This window comes from Alistipes finegoldii DSM 17242 (assembly GCF_000265365.1).
GTDB classification, from domain to species: domain Bacteria; phylum Bacteroidota; class Bacteroidia; order Bacteroidales; family Rikenellaceae; genus Alistipes; species Alistipes finegoldii.
The window spans coordinates 2390422-2408110 of the sequence record NC_018011.1; the positions used below are offsets into that span (position 1 = coordinate 2390422).

Sequence of the window (17689 nt, forward strand, 5' to 3'; positions counted from 1 at the left end):
TTCCAATCATTATGTCTAAGAAAATCAATCCGGCAATCGCAGCCGCAGCAGAAACCATCGCACCGGAAGTAGCCCTTGTAGCAACTACCGCAATCGCGCCTTTTCAGGCCATTTCGATGAATCTCGACATCTCTCTGATCGACCCGTCGCCGCTCAATCCCCGAACGATCTTCTCCGATGAAGGGATTCAGGAACTTTCCGACAGCATCCAAAAGTACGGATTGCAATCGGAGATTCTGGTCCGCCCCAAGAACGGGCGTTACGAGCTTATCTTCGGAGAACGCCGTCTTCGTGCCTCAAAGAAGGCAGGACTGACGACCATTCGGGCAAAGTGTGAAGATTTGTCCGACAGTGAAGCGAAGATTCGAGCTTTCATCGAAAATCTGCAGCGCGAAAACCTCACCCCCATTGAAGAGGGTGATGCCTTTGTGCGCCTGCTGGACGAACCCGACATGACTGTGAAGCGGCTTTGCGCCGATCTGGGCAAAAGCGAAGGTTACGTGCGAACACGCATTAACCTTATGAAGCTGATCCCGGAGGTTGTCGAGCTGCTCAACAACAAAGAAATATCCCTCGAAATCGCAAAGGAATTTGCGAACTACAGCAAGGATATTCAGCAGACCGTTTGCAAGGATCATTTCAAGGAAAACGGTTATTTCAGTTGGCGCGGCATCTCAGCCAAAGAATTCTCGGAACGGTTGTATTCAAGATATATGACCCAACTCGACAATTACAGCTTCGACAAGACAGAATGCAACACCTGCGAGTTTAATACCCTTCAGCAGAAGATGCTTTTCTCCTTCTGCTCAGACTGCGGCGGATGCCAGAAAACATCCTGCCTGCAGGCAAAGAATGAAGCGTATATGGTAAAGCGGAGTGTAGATCTGATTACCAACGATCCGCGCGTGCATCTGATGAAAACCACTACCAGCAACAAAGCCGTCGTAGACCAACTGACGGAGATGGGACACGATATTTCGGACCTTGAAAAGTCGGTTTACAATTACGACAACGGCCCGCGAATGCCGCAAAAGCCGGATGCCGAGGAATCAGGGGATGCCGATGACTACCAGTGTGCGTTGGAAGAGTACGAGAAAGATCTGGAGAGGTTCAAGGAAAGATGTACCGAGCTGGAATACAGCGTCACGGAAGGAAAGGTTCTCAAATATGCCGTTATCGAAGATACGGATGTTAAAATCTACTATGAGAAAGTCCGCGCAGAGACAACGACACAAAACGGTGTAACCGTTACCACCGTACCCGTGGTACCTGCAAAGGACCTCAAGCAGAAAGATGAACGAAACCACGAGATTTGCATCACGCACATCACCAAAGAACTCAAAAAGGTCCTCCACTGCGAAAAGAAGGATTTCCCCAAGACGGAAATTACACCCCGGGAACAGCAATTTTTCCATTACATTCTCCTGAGCAAAATTTCAGATAAGCACCGGGAAATACTGGGTCTGAAAACCGACTATTCGTCCAAGACAACCGAACGGATGAAATATGCCGCAAACCTCACAGACGAACAGAAAACGATGCTCATGCGTATGACGATCATGTCTTACTGCGACGACATGTACGAGTACAACTGCAAACCCGATTCGGCGAACAGCGCGATCATCACCGAATTTTCCACCCTGCACTTCCCGGATCAGGCCAATCCTATCATTGACCGGTACAAAGGCATTTTCGAAAAACGCCATGTCAACCTGGTTAAGCGCATCGACGCTATCGAGAAACAAGCCGAGAACATGCGCATTCAATCGATGTTCGAAGCCGGGGCCCTCTGGAAAATGCCGGACGGCACTATTCTTAACATTCTGACCGGCGAAATCCTCGACGAAAACGTGGTTTTCCATGCCCTGCCGGATGCCGAAATCCCGGAGTATCCGATCGAAGAACAACCGGAGGGCGACTTCCCCGAACCGGACATTGAGGAACCCCAGACCGAGGATGAGCCCGAAGGAGAGTATCCGGATGACCCCTATGAGTTCATCCCCTTTGAGGACGCTGCCATGAAGACGGGCAAAGGCCAGAAGTCCAAGGCAAAATCCAAGGCGAAACCGAAGGCCAAGACGATGCGTATTTCTCCCAAGAAAACCAAACTCGCAGCCTGATATACATCACACACTTATCGAAGGGGACGGATTAATGTACTGCACCCCAAAAGTTGGACACTTTTGGGGTGTTTTTTATGAAATATAATTATGAGATTCGTTTAAAGGCCGTAAAACTGGTACTCGAAGGCGGACTTTCGGTTAGGGAAGCCGGATGTCACTTGGGCTGTGGCCGCTCGCAAGTTCACTTGTGGGTAACATTATTCGAGCGCCATGGCCTTGCCGGCCTTAAGCTGCGCCACGGTAGCTACAGTGCAGAATTTAAGTTGTCAGTTTTGAAGCATATGCACCAAAATCATCTATCTTTGCTGGAGACAGCAGTGCATTTCGGCATTCCGGGCCCTTTTGTTATTCGTCAATGGGAGCGGCTCTATCAAAACCAAGGTGCTGAAGGCCTGCGGCGTAAACCGCAAAGAAGGAGGCCGGCCATGAGTAAATCGAAGACTAAAAAAGTCAAACTCAAAACGACTCCGCACGAAGAGTTGCTTAAGGAACTGGAGTATCTTCGTGCCGAGAATGCTTACTTAAAAAAATTGCAGGCCTTAGTCGAGGAGCGCATTGTCCGCGAGAGCGGGAAAGAGCCCAAGCCATCGAAGGACTAAGGCCGCAGTGCCGGCTTTCAGTATTGCTCAAAGCCGCAGGGATGGCGCGAAGCACATTTTATTATCACTTCAGAAAATCAAAACAACCCGATAAATATGCTCGCGAAAAAGAGAGTATTATAAGGTTATATCACGAACATAAGGGGCGTTATGGTTATCGGCGCATTACCGTTGAAATGAATAAGATCGGATATGCGATAAATCACAAAACCGTACTTAAGCTGATGAATATTTGCGGGATAAAAAGTCAGGTCAGGCTCCGTAAATACTGTTCATACAAAGGACAGATCGGACGGATAGCGCCCAATCTTCTGCAACGCGACTTTGCAGCCGAAAAACCGAATCAGAAGTGGGTTACTGACCTTACGGAATTTTCGGTTTGCGGCGTAAAGTTATATCTATCGCCGATTATGGACTTATATAACCGGGAGATTATTAGCTATAAAATAGCTGAACGCCCTAACTTTATGCAGATCATGAAGATGCTGGACGATGCGTTTGCCAGAATACCGGATTCTCCGGGTATTGTCTTGCATTCCGACCAGGGCTGGCAGTATCAGATGAAGCAGTATCAGCTCCGTTTAAGACAGAAAGGTATTACACAGAGCATGTCGCGCAAGGGTAACTGTCTGGATAACGCTGCTATGGAAAGTTTCTTTGGATTATTGAAGTCCGAATTATTATATTTGCAAAAATTCTCATCCATAGACCATTTCCGAAAAGAATTGGAAGAATATATCGACTACTACAATAACAAGCGGATAAAGAAATACTTAAACAACATGAGCCCGGTACAATACCGAACTCATGCCATCTAAACAAATACTAATCCGTCCAATATTTGGGGTGCACTTCATAATCCGTCCCCTTTTTATTTTTTATGTACGGGAAACACAGACCCGCCGTACACGGGCAATCCTAATGAATAAACACACAAACCCTCGTGCAGCGCTATTTGCACAACGTGTCCGGGGATCACTCGAATGCTACCGGAGCCTGCATCTGGTAACATACGATTACGGCTCATCGCCGTCATTGGCCTATTGGATCGGAAAGCAGAAAAGGGCTGCCGAAAATCTACACTTTCTATCCAATGGTATACGATTGAAGTACATCGCTGAGCTTAGGCAAAAAACCTCCATTCTCTACCGTGCGAAGTACCGGTTACAAAGGCAACTGCAGCGAGTTGCCGGCAGTGTGATGGCGTAAATCATCCATCAGATTCACTGATCCTGACATTCAATTTTGAATTAAAATCTGAAATCAATATGACAAAAATCGGAAAGACCATGATTACGGTCAAAGGCGAAATCCATCCGGTAGAGATACATTATAACCGGGAACGAAAATTCTTTTACCGGGGTGTGCCCGATGAAGTTATCGCACTCTCGTCGTTCAGAAACCGAGACTATGCCAGTGAGAAAGAACTTACCCAAGCCCTGAGCATCGCACTGGAACAGTACCATGAGAAAATCAAAGTCCAACGCAAGATGATCCTCTATACTCTCTTTGGATCTTCCGCTCTGATCCGGGAACGAATCGAACAGGGCATGTACGGCGGGCAAAAAGAAGGTGTGAGTTCAAAGTTCGAGACTTTAATGTATGCACAATATCTGTTCGGATTTAATTTCGACATATTATTGGAAGTAAGCGAACAAAGAGTCGAATATTACTATATGAAGGAAGATGGCACAGCCGGACGTCGCATGTCACGACCTTTTAATAGCCAGATGTGCCTCATTGAATGGACTCCCCAACGAGAGCAGTTTTTCCGGGATATGGCCTCCCAACTACAAAAACTCATCTGCTCGGTTTCTGAATTCTTCGACAAGCCGGACATGCTGGAACTGATTGACAACGAGATCGTGCGGTTATTGAAGTAATAATAGCCGGACCCAACCTCTCCGGTTGGGCTTGTTTCCACACCCAATACATGATCGACCATGCAGACTGACATTCTCTCATACGATAAATACTTGGTTCAGTTCAGCGGCGGAAAAGACAGTTCCGCCGTTTTTCTTTACTTGCTCGAAGAAGGGGTTTCGCTTAACAAAATCGAACTTTGGCACCAAGACATCGACGGCTGCGGGGTGGCTTTCTTCGACTGGAAAATAACCCGCAATTACTGTCGCTGTTTTGCCCATGCTTTCGGAGTGCCTCTCTATTTGCAATGGAAAGAAGGCGGATTCCAACGGGAACTCTTGCGCAAGAATGCACGCACGGCCCCAACCTGCTTCGAACTTACGGATGGTACGGTGGCCTGCAGCGGTGGGAAACGCGGTAATCCCGGAACCCGGATGAAATTCCCGCAGCTCTCAGGCAGCCTCAGAACCCGATGGTGCAGCGCCTACCTGAAAATCGACGTTTGCACGGCCGCAATCGTAAATCAAAGCCGGTTCAAGGGGTGCCGCACACTGGTACTCTCCGGGGAACGGGGTGAGGAATCTCCCCAGCGTGCCCGATATGCAATATGGGAACGGGACCCCTCCGATCTGAGAGAAAGCCTGAAAAATGCTCGCCTTGTAGACCGCCACCGGCCCATCCGGGATTGGCCGGAAAAAAAGGTTTGGGCAATACTGGAGAAATACCGCATTCGCGTACACCCATGCTACTACATGGGCTGGTCCCGGTGCAGTTGCCTGTTTTGCATATTCGGGAATGCCGACCAGTATGCCAGTGCTGCGTGCATAGAACCTTTGCGTATGCAGCAGCTTATCGACCTTGAACAGGTCCTCGGATGTACTGTGAAACGTAACAAAACACTCCTCGATTTATGTAAAACCGGGAGACCTTATGCAGCCATTGATGAACAGCTCCGGGTACTTTCTTCGCAGGAGTATTATGACCTCCCGGTTATCATGCCATCGCGCGAGAAATGGATATTACCGGCCGGGGCTTTCGCCAAAAAGTAAATCGACGCAAAAAATTAATCACATGACAAGAACAGAATACTTACAACGCCCCTTAATCAAAGACGTTGTTTATGAAATCACCCCTGACAAAATCCGGGTATCAAACACCAACACCGTGTTTGTTGAAGCTCGAAACTGCCGACGGCTAACCCTGCAGGAGGTACGGCAGCATTTTCGGGAACTGCAGCAAGCTGCCAAAACATCTGGGAAAGTACGTTTGAAAGGCGTTACCAGATTTATGCCTGCGATCCGCGACCTTTATCCGAAATACTGCGCTGCCTGCGACAATATTGAAGGTCGCTTTAAAGAGCTGGCCGAACTCGTCCGTCGTATGCAGAAAGATGGAATTCATCAAGGGTATATATACGATGAACTTTTCGATGCCATCATCGAAAAACGGAGCGAAATCACACGGTGTAAATACTGTGACAATGACTATTATTCCCAATTTCTATATTATGATAAGCGAGTCTGTGATGCACTTCAGGACAGGCCGTGGGAGAATGAAGAATTTGCAGACTGCAATATAGTCGTTGCCTAAACTGCAAAACATTTACTCAGAACAAAAGTATAATATCATTAAAATCCACCTCCATGAAATCCATGGAAAATAAAACTTTAGAAGAGTTAGATAACTTGGAAAACGACTACATCGCCCGGCATTGGGACACGCGCGGTCGGCACGAATCGGATATGGAACTCAACGACATCGCCCGTGCGAAAATTGCGGCAGTAAAACGAGATCATGGAATCTGCTTTTTAGCCAAATTTAACCCCGCCAATACCGAATCTATCTTCGTGCCCTATGATGGCAGACTGATTTATAACTTCGAATACGACATCGCCGTACCCGTGGAAGATGAAGAACTGAGGCGTCTTTTAATTTTGTTGAATGATCGGCAAGCCCAGAACTATTCATCCATCATGGAACGAATATTTAACAGGGCCAGCGAAATCGGAGGTGTAGTGCTTATGTGGGTATAGCTAAATCATCATTCTACAAACTCATGGAAAAACAATCCTCTGCCCGGAAACGCCGGGCATCCGCTCTCTGCAGCCAGCAACATCATCCTCGGGATGATCCTTCGCACCATAATCCGACCATGAATCATATACAGAGAATTCAAAGTCCTTTTCCCGGGCTATGGCCCGACGGGAAGCTGAGATGTATCGATTCAGCCACAACCAGAAAGACTGGTGTCGAAATTCGTGGTATCCTTGATATTCTGGTGGACCTGAACATCACAGGACTCTACACGGCATTCTTTCATTTCCATGCACACGTTGGAGAACTCGAAATCATTATTTTCCAAGGCCGCTGGAGTATTTTCAAAAGTCCTGTGTGGCAAGTTCAGATAGATTGCCGGGAGTATCCTTTGATTAATATTAATACCGGTCAGCCGTTTTATGTCCCAGCTTTCCTTGAAATGCTTATTCTATGGGTCCAGTGACAATTTCCCGAATAGATTTAATCGAATCGAAGATAATCATGCATATATCTCATCTAACTCATGCTTAATCTCGCAGAGCGCAAGATGCAAATGATTGGCAACCGTTTTATGCGATATATTCAATCTATGAGCTATCTCGTGGTAATTGAGCCCATCGCGCCTGCTCATCAGAAAAACATTATACCTCTGCCGAGGCATTTTACGAACCAGCATGCGAACATGACTTTCAATTTCGGAAGCAAAGTAATATGCCTCGATCTGTGATATTCTTGGCTCAGGCTTGAGATGTGATCGGTAATTACGCTCCACGGCATACCCCCTGAGATAATCGAATGCGGCATTTTTTCCGATATGGTATATATATGCCCGGAATGAATTTATTGCCTTCATCTGTTTCCGAAGAATCCAAATCTTTATGAAGATGTCTTGCACGATGTCCTCTGCAGCAACATCCGATTTAATAATAAATGCAATATATTTTTTGAGTCCCGGCTGGTATCTCGTAAACAAAATTCGGAACGCTTCGTGATCTCCGGACGATAACCGGATTAATCTTTCTTTGTCGTCATCATACTCCATGTAACACCCACAAATTAGTAATATAATCAGACAAAAAGGCTTCCATTCTCTGATGTACAAAGAATGGAAGTCTTTTTGCCTCTTGAATGATAAATTACATCACCTCGTCATAAGATGTCCTAACGTAGACTTAGACGAATATTTGGGGATTATTTCAGTTTGAGTATTTTTTACTCACCGACACAAATCCTGATCATTTCGTGTATCTATATTTTCCAGAATGCTGTAATTGACTCCCAATAAAACAAAAATACATTTATTTACCGGATTATTGTACCCGATGCCGATTGCATAACGTTTTTATTTTAAACACAATTTTGATCTGCGTTGACTTGCTTATCATGCGAATCAACCAATTCGGGAAATATATGCTATATCAACGGTTATCGAAGTGTTTATAAACTCCGCAAAGGTCCCATATTGCCCGAATCTCATCACACTGTATCTCAACCTTTACGGAATCTGAATTAATATCGTGGAGACATAGACAATCTGATGCAGAGCCTTCACCGACAATACACAACAAACGAATCCGGGACGAAATAACATAGTAAATCCTGCCGAAAATAATTGAATCTACAGTGATTTGCCGAAGAAACAGGATCGTGTGTTGGAGATATTTCTCAGACATTGTATCGTTGCCCTCAAAATATGCTGCGACTTGTGCCCCGTTTGCTACCATCTCGGAAATGACCAGCTCTCTTTCAGGTCTTTTTTTCATTGGACAGTCTATCGACCAAACCGAATTATAATACGGAACACGCATTACACCGGGAATGCCATCCACGTCATCGATGCCAAACATCAGCCATGGAATCGAGTATTCCGGAAACTTCTGATTAATTCTCCGGGCGACATCGATGCTTATCTTGTTGTTACCCCGCTTTATCTGATAGAGATTTTCCCCGCGCAACAGACCGATATGTTTTGCTAAATAATTAGTTGACATATTGACATCCTTCAGCACCGTTTCAATCCGCCGCCAACAATCATTGTTCTGTTTTGCCATTTATGGTGTAATTTTCCGAATTTTAATTCCGTACAGCAGATTGCTCCAATTTCCGGATACAAATTAAGTAGAGGATTCAGATAACATATAATGCAGAGCAAGCTGCTTATAGCTATAGTAATAGAACGGTTATAAGATAGCTAAAAGTTTTGATTATTGATACGGTCAAAACCGTATGCAGACGATTAATGGTAGCATTTTTGCAGGTTTTAAGTTATGCGATCCTGCCATAAAAAAAGTGAGCGGGGCCCTTGCAATCAGCGAGGTACTTGGAGGAAACCCGAAGCAATGCAAGTGAAAATGCCCACGCCCACATATCGTAGCGTAGTAATATACCACAACCGGGCGTGGGACACACGACCCGTCGGGCTGCTTTTCACTTCGTCACTTCTAAAAAAACCTCCAAGTTTTCTCTGAACGAAGGCGTCGCCTATTGGCGGGACGCACTTCAAAGGTAATACTAAAAACTTATTCAGCCAATATTGGACGATTTTTTTGTTCCGTAGTATAGTTTTCGCTATTCACTATTCAACCCCGTCAACTTAGGTAGTCACGAATAAATTGAAATCTCCCGTTCTGAAATCCATACCGCTACAGGACGATTTTTCGACTTTTTCTGCTTGTAATCTCAATGTAAGTAAAATTATTTTTTAATACATTGAATACCAGCATGGTTTAACGGCTAATGTAAGGTTGTTGCAGCTTGGTGTTTCGGGATTTATCTGCTAACTTTGAAATACACGTCGGCTGATAAACCTATGGAAAAGATGTCGCTCAAAAAAGGAATAATCTGCATCCTCATTTTGCTTTGCGGATTCCCATTGCATCCGGCCGACGGCCAACAGGCCTGCCGGACGCTGAACCCTGTGCAGGTCGAATCCCGCAGCCGGCATTACCGGCAGGCATATCTCGAAATGGCCGATATGCTCGACGGCAAAATTCCCTTGAGCATAAAACGTGCGGTCTTCCTTGCGGAGTGGGCCTACCTTGACGGCGACCTCGATTATGATGCCTATTGCTATGGTATAGATACGGCCGTCGCGTTTTTGCAAAGGTTCATTGTGGCAAACGGACTCGAACGCTATAAGACCGGGAAGAATCTGGCGCTCACGGAATACTTTTTTCGTCCTTATTCCGGGAACGGGCATAAACCCTTCACCTACGATTTCGACGATACCGGGGGCCAAGCCGATTTTACGAAACAGTTCGTAACCAAAGTCATGCGGACGCACAGCGGGCAGTGTCGTTCCCTGCCGATGTACTACAAGGTGTTGGCCGAGACCCTCGGCGCCGAAGCATATATCGCGTATGCCCCTGCCCATGTGTTTATCCGCTACCGGAACGAGGATAAGATGTATCCCGAAGAGTGGGTGAACGTGGAACTTACCACGCACCAGATTACCCCGGAGTTCTTTTACAGGGAGCATTTCGAGATCAGCGACAAGGCCATCGAGAACAAGATCTATCTTACTCCTCTGACGGATCGTGAAACCGTTGCGGCGCAGCTTGCCGACCTCGCGTTCGGATATTGGAACAAATTCAAATGTTACGACGAATTCACCCGATGCTGCACGGAGAAATCGCTGGAATACTATCCGCAGCACCCCAAAGCGTGCATTATTCTGGGCAAGTCTCTCGATGCGGCCCTTGTAAAACATCTGAAGGAAAACGGGTATAAGGAGGACGCTTGCACCCGGCAGATTGAAGCGCAATCGGCCGCTCTTTACGAAAAACTGAAAGCATTAGGCTGGGAAGATATGAGCGAGGAACTGCATGACAAACTCGAAAAAGGCAACGAAGAGGGGATGAAAATGCAGGAAGCAACCACCCAATAAACTGCCGATACAATAACCCTTAAAATTATACGATTATGAAACCTAAACTTTTGACCTCAGCGATTTGCATTATCGCATTATTTTCAGTAGATTTGACATACGGCTATCATCCGATTTCACCGTATGCGTATTGTATGGGAAATCCTATTCGATTTGTCGATCCTGATGGACAGGATGTTTGGGAAATGGATTATAATGGAAGGGTAAAATGGATAAGCCAAAGTGAAGAACATACCATGTATGCTCTAAACAAGGATGGTAATAGAACTGGACAATCCATTACGATCCAAGACAGAGCTATTTTTGATGGCCTTACGGCCACAGGAGAAGCAAGCGATTATGCGGCGAGCTTTACAGGAGGAAATCCTACCGAATTAGCTTCAGTCTTTCTTTTTGGCGCAGATAACTCAAATGCTGAATGGAGATTTAGCCGGTATGACGAAGGCAATGGAGACCAATATGCGATTGGAACCGTTCATAATGATGGTTTGGCAATTTCGCCCGAACAGATGGGGTTTGCACGCGAAAACGAGATCGCTTTTATCCATTCGCATCCCGGAAATTATAAATCGGTAACAGGTCCGTTTAGTGAGCATAGCAGCATGGGGTCGCTGCCCGGTGGGAGAATAATACAACCGTCCGACTCTTGGAATGTTTACAATAACTCCGACCGTTATCCGGGTAACAGGAACTCATTCGTGTATTTTCCGAATTCCAGTAATATATATCATGTACGAGGCGTGCAGGCACCTGCATTAATACGAAATGTGAGTAACCACAATTACAATGGTAGGAAACTATTTTGGGGAACACTTAATGGCAGATAATCTATGAAAAAAATCGTTTTATTATTCACTGTGTTAGTACTTTTTGCTGGATGTAAACACAGGAAAGCTATTCGAGTGGAAGATGAAACACCACAAAATAGTGAGGAATCTTTTGTTTTACATCCCACAATAATGGCTGCTATTAAGGAATTTGGATTGAGTAACCATACGGACAGAATCTATGCAGTTTATTTTACCGATACGAATGACGGATTTACCATGCTGAAGCAAGATACGCTTATCTACCTGTCATTTTTGGAAGAAACACCCTTAATTGATGCAAATTACAAAGGTATATTGGATATAGATTCCCTTTCGGTTGCAATTTTTGATAAAAACAGTTGTGGAAATAATTTTTATGATTCGACAAAACTTTCCACTATCCCGTTGAGTAACCTGAAAAAAATCCCCGAACACGAAATTAAACCTGTAGCCGCATGGGGAGTACAGGCGGATAGTATAATAAGATGGGTCGCTCCATAATGACGGAGTGCAACAAAGCGGGAGAACTTAGCGGTAACTTCTTTTACGGCTGACAATAATTTGTCAGCCTTTTCCTCTCCCTACCTCCAATATGGTCGAATACACTTTTAAAGAACGAACAACAGAGGATTGATAAACTAATTGAATAGCTACAATCCGAGATTTTGTTGTTCCGCAACCGGTTCAATAATTCCTTCGTCAAAAGGATCTCCATAGTTGAACTTCTGCCTCACGGGCCATGCCGTCATTTCTTCTTCGGGATATACCGTGAGCAGATCAGTGACGGCTTCCTTCGAAGCGATCGTCGGATCGAGCCACAAACGCTCCTGCTCCGAAGTGAGTATCTTCGGCATCCGGAAGGGATTACTGCCGCCGTTGTGGATCTTACGCATCATGGCGTTGGCATCGGTCGTAATCAAGACGAACGACAGCACCTTCTCTCCGGTCTGGGGATTCGTCCATTCGTCCCAAAGCCCGGCGATCGAGAAAATTTCCTGATCCTTTAAAGTGGTATAGTAGTACTGCGCCTTTCCGTTCGGCAGTCTGTGCGGCTCGAAAAATCCGGTTACGGGAATGATGCACCGGTTATGCTGCCACAGCATTCGCCACGGCCACTTCTCAAAAAGGGTTTCGGCCCTTGCGTTTTTGAACAGGTTTTCCCGGTTATAACGTTCTGCATCCTCAGGCTTCGCCATTCGTGGAATCAGCCCCCATTGCATTACTTGGAGTTTGTCGCTCCCGGAAACAATGACACATTGCGGCTCGGCGTAAGCGGGAATGACGTATATATCCTCGGCCAATCGAATGTCGTAGACACTAACCTTGTGTTCGGGGCCGGCTTCCTGCCTGGCCCTTTCTTCCTGTTCCTGCTCGGCGAGTATCTGCCGGGCTGCTTCGATAATATCCAACTGCTTGCCGTACTTTTTAGCTACGGCTGCCGCATTTGCTGATAGAGAGGTGAAGAAACACATAAACAAAGATTCTTTACAAATTTAGATGGCAATATCTATCCGGTCACTCCATTTGGTCGTAGGACATTTCGAAAGCATTTCGCGCCGCAGCCGGGTGTTATTCTGCCCGGTCAACTCCGCGCCCAGCACCACAAGCCGGCTGTCGAGGTTCAGCGGACCGTTCACCTCGTCCACGGCAGCCTGCAGGCGTCGTAATTGCTCGATGTTGGGCTCCTGATGAAACATGTTAAGCTGCATCGCTTCGGCCGGAATAAGGTCCGAAAGAGTTACCGTCGCCCGTTTGAACAGGAACGGTCTCTCACCGAGAGAATAGGTCGGCCAGATCGCTTTGAGCAGCGTCATGGCATACGGGATCATCTCAAACGTATTGTCCGTAGGTACGGGGAACTCAATCTGCAGCCCCCGGTAGGTCTGCCGCTGGTATTCGTTGAAGGGATTTGTTTCGATACCGACGTAGATGCGCCGGGCATAGGAATGCTGGTCGCGGAGCTTGCGGGCCGAGGAGCTGAGGTAACGGACCACGGCGGCCTTTACCTCGTTGAAATCGGAAGTCATTTTCCCGAATGCCCGCGACGTGCATATCTCCTGCTTGTCGGGCGGCGCCAGTTCCAGACTGATGCAGGGCGTCCCGTTCATCTCGCGCCAGAGGCGATCGCACACAACGGTCATGTTCTTGCGCACCCATTCGCGCGGCAGAACGGAGAAATCGTAGGCCGTGCGGATGCCCATCGCCGTCAGCCGCTTTTCATGCCGCCGTCCGATGCCCCACACATCGCCTATAGGCAGCTTTTTCAGCGCTTCCACGCGCTTTTCTTCCGTGTCGATAATGTAGAGCCCCCGCCGGGCATCGTCCGTCTTGGCGAGCTTGTTTGCGGCTTTGGCCAATACCTTCGTCGGGGCGATACCCAGACAGATCGGGATGCCGATTCCGCGCCGGGTGGAGCGAATGATGTCGCGCCCCAGCTTCTCGAAATCGAATCCTTCCATCCCCGTGAAATCGAGGAACCCTTCGTCGATGCTATACCGCTCATAATTCGGGGTGTAAGATGAAAATATACTGTGCATACGGTTACTCAAATCCCCATAAAGCTCGTAGTTAGAAGAGAACGTGACGATGCCGTGTTCCCGGATGGTGTCCGTTATCTGAAACATCGCGTCACCCATCTTGACGTATTTCTTCGCCAGCCGGTTCATGGCTATCGCACAGCCGTCATTGTTCGAGGCTACGATGATAGGCTTTCCGTAAAGCCACGGCTGAACGGATTCCTCGCAGGAGCAGTAGAAAGAATTTCCATCGGCAAGGCCGACCATCTGACGGGGATTCAGGGGCAATAGTTTCTGACTCATTTCTTACCTCCCTTCTTTACCCTTAATTGCCGGATGGAATGGGTTACGATACCCCAGAGCAGGCGTTCATTGTCTTCGGTAATTTGAATTGGAGCGTAATCCTTGTTGCCGGGCATCAGCCAGATCTCCCCGTTGTCGCGCAATTCAACGTATTTCATGGTGAAACCCTCGGTAGTGACGCATACGGCAAGGTCTCCCCACTGGGGTTCGAGCATCCGGTCTACAATCACCGAATCGCTGTCCTCGATGTCGTCGTCAATCAGGGAGAGGCCCTTTACCTTTCCGAAGAAGGTGCTGACCGGGTTGGGAATCAGCTCTTCGTTCAGGTCGATAAGCCCCTCGGCGGAAACATCGCTCTCCGGAAAAAACGAAGCTCGGATCGCCCGCCGCTCGAACAGCGCGGGTTGTTCCTTCTGCGGCAGGCGGTCGATAAGGCGTGTGCGCCGTCGCTTGAACCTCCGGACTTTGATGACGACCGTAACGACGCCCAGCACCCGCGCTTCGGTTTCGCCGTCGACAGGAAGCGTGTCGTCCGTTCCGCCGCCGAGAAGCCATAGCTCGCGCCCCTTTTTGCGGATGTATTTCAGCACGCGCTCGCCGCAGACCTCGCAGAGTGCGAGGTCCCCGGTATGCGGGGCAAGGCTCGTGTCGAAGAGGATGCCGTCGCCCTGTTCGAGTTCTTCTTCGACCATATAGTAGTCCCGAATGCGGGCATAGTAGGTCGCACCCGGATTGAGTATTAGGACTTCGTTCAGGTCGATGCGGTCGCCGATATAGTCCGTGGCCGGCGAGGGGAATCCCGCCGGAATTCCCTCGCTGACGTAGGGCAGCGATTTGGCCTTTACCGTAACAAGTCCGTATATATCGAAATGAATATTCATTAGATACAGTTATGGCGCAGGGAATACAATGGCAGCACGCAATGCTATCGGGCATTGTGTTGTCATTTCATCAATTATTTAAGCCGGCCGTATACCGACAATGTACATGATTGGAAGTTGCGTCCTTTCCGTAGTACTCTCCTGCGGAGTTTATGTGCAAAAATAACGGAAAATTTCGTGCCTATGTTGTGTGAATCTAAAAGATACTACAAGGCACACATACTTTCCAGCACTTTTATTATGCTTTGAGGTCCATTTTTATTATCTTTGGTCGTCACCTTGCATTCTTCTATGATAAACGGAACAAACAGAATACTGACAATCATTATCCTGATCATTGGGATAAGTACTGGATGTTCGGGAAATAAAACCGTCGAATCGCAGTTGTCCCGAGCCGAGCAGGTGATGCAATCATTGCCGGACAGTGCCCTTCGAATCATTGAAAATATCGATACAGACGATATTTCACGCCGTAGTACCCGTGCCCGCTATGCACTCCTGTATTCCCAGGCCCTCGACAAGAATTACATCGATCAGACAAATGATTCACTCATTCGTATCGCCGGTAAATACTACCGTTCACAAGGCAATATACGAGCCCAAGTTCTTACAGGTTACTATCATAGCAGAATTTTATGCAATAACGGAGATTATACACGGGCACTGTTACTTCTCCTGCGAATAGAAGATAAAGCTCAGGAGTTGAACGATCCTTACTTGCTGGGTATGTTATATCATCAAATCAGCGAGATATATACCACACGCTATGATTACCCCAATAAATTGAAATTCGCACAACAGGCATACGACAGCTATCTCAGTGCTGGTCTGAAAAATCATTGCGGGTATGCACTTTTCGATATTGGCGAAGCATACTTCAACTTGGAAGACTATGACAATGCTTTCGAAAACTATAAAAAATCACTCTACATAGCTATTGAAGAACAGGATTCAGTTATGCAGCGTTCCTGTCTCAGCAATATCGCAATGGCATGCGTTGGGCAACGTGAACCCGAAAATGCGATTGCGGCGTTATGGCAGATTAAGCAACAACTGCATGAAGATTGGGATGACCAAGAATATATCTCTATGGCTAATGCTTATCTTATTGCCAATCGACTGGACAGTGCGCAATATTACCTGAACATGGCCGAAATTCGGCATGATGACGATCCTATTGCTATTGCACGATTGAAAAGCGCAGCAGCACGAATTCATATCAGAACCCGCGAATTGACGAAAGCCGCAACTGAATTTCAATATTGTCTTTCTGCCCAAGATTCGCTATTCAGAATAGCCCTGCAGGAGTCTTATGCAAGTTTGCATCGGGATTATCTCGACAAACGGCAACGAGTTGCCCATCGTATGCTACTTATCATGCGGCAGCGTATCTGGCTTGCATCGGCTCTGTTCATCACTATAATACTCTTTGTAGGATTCATCGCTTTTGTGAACTTTCGCAAACGGCAGCTAACCGTTGCAAAATATATGTCGGCCATCGAAGATATAAATAATGCCAAGAAAATTTTGATGGTTAAACTCGATTCGCAGCAACAATCGGATACGACTGAATTACGGCGTATAATCAAAGATCGGTACTCTGTAATCGACCAACTCGCCTCTACTTATTACGAGCGTCAGGGCATGGACGAGCAAAAAGCCATTTACAATAAGGTAAAGAATTTGCTTGATTCCTATGCCTCTGATGAGAAAGGAAAACAGGAAATCGAACGAATCGTAAACCTCTGCTACGATAACGTGATGCAAAAGGTCCGAGAGGAATTACCGACTTTGAAAGATTGGGAACGCGATCTGCTTTGCTATGTGTACGCCGGTTTTTCGCTGCGTGTAATCAGTGTGTTCACCGGAGACAGTATCAACTATGTGGCAGTAAAAAAATCCCGTCTGAAGACAAAAATCGCCGAATCCGACGCTCCGTCAAAGGATTTTTTCATCAGTTTGATATAGTAAATCACTAACAACCAGATCATTATTTGCATTTGTGTAGATGCTTATTTTGCATCCACCTAATAATCAGTGTGTTATGAATGCGTAATAATTAGCCGCAAATATCGGCCGCAACAATCTGTAATACAGTGTGTTATACTTGTGTCTTGTAATGGTTTTACAAGGCATTTTTTCGTTTTGAACGGAAGGTATCTCTAATTTTGCTAATAATTAACTCACTTATTTAAATCCCTTAATTATGAAAACCTTTACTCTAATCCTCGCTGTTCTGATGCTGGTTCCGGCGATTCCTTTTGCCAGTTCTCTATGTGAATCGGAATACTCCTGTATGACCGGGAAAAAAGACAAAAATCATCAGCACACCTTCGAAATTATGATTACCTCTGGCCGGCCACGCCCTACGCGCCCCCGGATGATCGTTCCGACTCCCATTACCTGCATTTATGACGCACAGTCGGAATCTCTGAACTTCGTATTTTCTGAAAATCTCGGAGGAGTTACTATTACCATCGCAAATACTACTACGGGAACCGTCATCTATGACATGTGTTCAACCACTCCTGGAAACTGTAAGGTCATGTTGCCGGATGAAGAAGGCGAATACCAGATACTACTTGAAGGAGATCACGGAGAAATCTACTCCGGAGTATTCGATCTGTAACCTTCGGTAAATATGTAATTTGATCATTCTTTATCAACTTATA

The 17689-nt window shown here is 46.6% G+C and carries 18 protein-coding genes; 13 read left to right on the plus strand and 5 right to left on the minus strand.

Translation table 11 applies throughout. From position 1 onward, the window contains the following. Positions 1-11 precede the first annotated feature (11 nt). The 8 genes from ALFI_RS10355 to ALFI_RS10390 all read left to right on the plus strand — a co-directional run bounded on the left by ALFI_RS10355 (position 12) and on the right by ALFI_RS10390 (position 7085). Complete coding sequence (locus tag ALFI_RS10355) at positions 12-2120, plus strand: ParB/RepB/Spo0J family partition protein (protein ID WP_014775761.1); 2109 nt, start codon at positions 12-14, stop codon at positions 2118-2120. A gap of 77 nt (positions 2121-2197) precedes the next feature. Continuing rightward, positions 2198-2722, plus strand: a complete 525-nt coding sequence (locus ALFI_RS10360) for a helix-turn-helix domain-containing protein (RefSeq protein WP_032558195.1) — start codon at positions 2198-2200, stop codon at positions 2720-2722. After that, the gene (locus ALFI_RS10365; protein ID WP_117615371.1) at positions 2653-3540 is read left to right on the plus strand and encodes an IS3 family transposase; all 888 of its coding nucleotides are present in this window, start codon (positions 2653-2655) and stop codon (positions 3538-3540) included. The genes ALFI_RS10360 and ALFI_RS10365 overlap by 70 nt, the downstream gene beginning before the upstream one ends. Before the next feature lie 450 nt (positions 3541-3990). Continuing rightward, positions 3991-4605 (plus strand): hypothetical protein, encoded by a 615-nt coding sequence (locus ALFI_RS10370; RefSeq protein WP_014775762.1) that lies wholly within the window; start codon positions 3991-3993, stop codon positions 4603-4605. A gap of 60 nt (positions 4606-4665) precedes the next feature. Beyond that, positions 4666-5634: a phosphoadenosine phosphosulfate reductase domain-containing protein gene (locus ALFI_RS10375; protein ID WP_014775763.1), complete on the plus strand. Its 969-nt coding sequence runs from the start codon at positions 4666-4668 to the stop codon at positions 5632-5634. A gap of 22 nt (positions 5635-5656) precedes the next feature. Beyond that, on the plus strand, positions 5657-6175 hold the full coding sequence (locus ALFI_RS10380; protein WP_042493554.1) for a hypothetical protein: 519 nt from the start codon (positions 5657-5659) through the stop codon (positions 6173-6175). 53 nt (positions 6176-6228) lie between these two features. Beyond that, entirely contained in the window at positions 6229-6618 is a 390-nt protein-coding gene (locus ALFI_RS10385; RefSeq protein ID WP_014775764.1) for a hypothetical protein, read from the plus strand. 23 nt (positions 6619-6641) lie between these two features. Next, positions 6642-7085 carry a hypothetical protein gene (locus ALFI_RS10390; RefSeq protein ID WP_147344316.1) on the plus strand — a complete coding sequence of 148 codons (444 nt, stop codon included), beginning with the start codon at positions 6642-6644 and terminating at the stop codon, positions 7083-7085. A 36-nt stretch (positions 7086-7121) separates the two neighbouring features. Here the strand turns inward: ALFI_RS10390 and ALFI_RS17800 are convergent, their stop codons facing one another. After that, entirely contained in the window at positions 7122-7664 is a 543-nt protein-coding gene (locus ALFI_RS17800; RefSeq protein WP_042494050.1) for an RNA polymerase sigma-70 factor, read from the minus strand. Positions 7665-8040: 376 nt separating this feature from the next. Continuing rightward, on the minus strand, positions 8041-8673 hold the full coding sequence (locus ALFI_RS10400) for a transcriptional regulator (RefSeq protein ID WP_014775766.1): 633 nt from the start codon (positions 8671-8673) through the stop codon (positions 8041-8043). Positions 8674-9440: 767 nt separating this feature from the next. On the opposite strand from ALFI_RS10400, the gene ALFI_RS10405 reads away from it, so the two are divergent. From ALFI_RS10405 to ALFI_RS10415, 3 genes are read left to right on the plus strand one after another with little or no spacing between them, the layout of a single operon-like run. Next, positions 9441-10508, plus strand: a complete 1068-nt coding sequence (locus ALFI_RS10405; RefSeq protein WP_014775767.1) for a hypothetical protein — start codon at positions 9441-9443, stop codon at positions 10506-10508. A gap of 35 nt (positions 10509-10543) precedes the next feature. Then, on the plus strand, positions 10544-11335 hold the full coding sequence (locus ALFI_RS16600) for a JAB-like toxin 1 domain-containing protein (RefSeq protein ID WP_014775768.1): 792 nt from the start codon (positions 10544-10546) through the stop codon (positions 11333-11335). 3 nt (positions 11336-11338) lie between these two features. Then, positions 11339-11818, plus strand: a complete 480-nt coding sequence (locus tag ALFI_RS10415; protein ID WP_014775769.1) for a hypothetical protein — start codon at positions 11339-11341, stop codon at positions 11816-11818. 149 nt (positions 11819-11967) lie between these two features. On the opposite strand, the gene ALFI_RS10420 is transcribed toward ALFI_RS10415, so the two are convergent. From ALFI_RS10420 to ALFI_RS16940, 3 genes are read right to left on the minus strand one after another with little or no spacing between them, the layout of a single operon-like run. After that, positions 11968-12789, minus strand: a complete 822-nt coding sequence (locus ALFI_RS10420; RefSeq protein WP_014775770.1) for an SOS response-associated peptidase — start codon at positions 12787-12789, stop codon at positions 11968-11970. A 21-nt stretch (positions 12790-12810) separates the two neighbouring features. After that, positions 12811-14136 carry a Y-family DNA polymerase gene (locus ALFI_RS10425; protein ID WP_014775771.1) on the minus strand — a complete coding sequence of 442 codons (1326 nt, stop codon included), beginning with the start codon at positions 14134-14136 and terminating at the stop codon, positions 12811-12813. Further along, positions 14133-15017 (minus strand): S24 family peptidase, encoded by an 885-nt coding sequence (locus ALFI_RS16940; RefSeq protein WP_014775772.1) that lies wholly within the window; start codon positions 15015-15017, stop codon positions 14133-14135. Before ALFI_RS16940 ends, ALFI_RS10425 begins: the two co-directional genes overlap by 4 nt. A gap of 291 nt (positions 15018-15308) precedes the next feature. Between ALFI_RS16940 and ALFI_RS10435 the strand changes: the two genes are divergently transcribed. Then, on the plus strand, positions 15309-16985 hold the full coding sequence (locus tag ALFI_RS10435; RefSeq protein ID WP_014775773.1) for a tetratricopeptide repeat protein: 1677 nt from the start codon (positions 15309-15311) through the stop codon (positions 16983-16985). A 238-nt stretch (positions 16986-17223) separates the two neighbouring features. Beyond that, positions 17224-17646: a DUF3244 domain-containing protein gene (locus tag ALFI_RS10440; RefSeq protein ID WP_014775774.1), complete on the plus strand. Its 423-nt coding sequence runs from the start codon at positions 17224-17226 to the stop codon at positions 17644-17646. Positions 17647-17689: the final 43 nt, after the last annotated feature.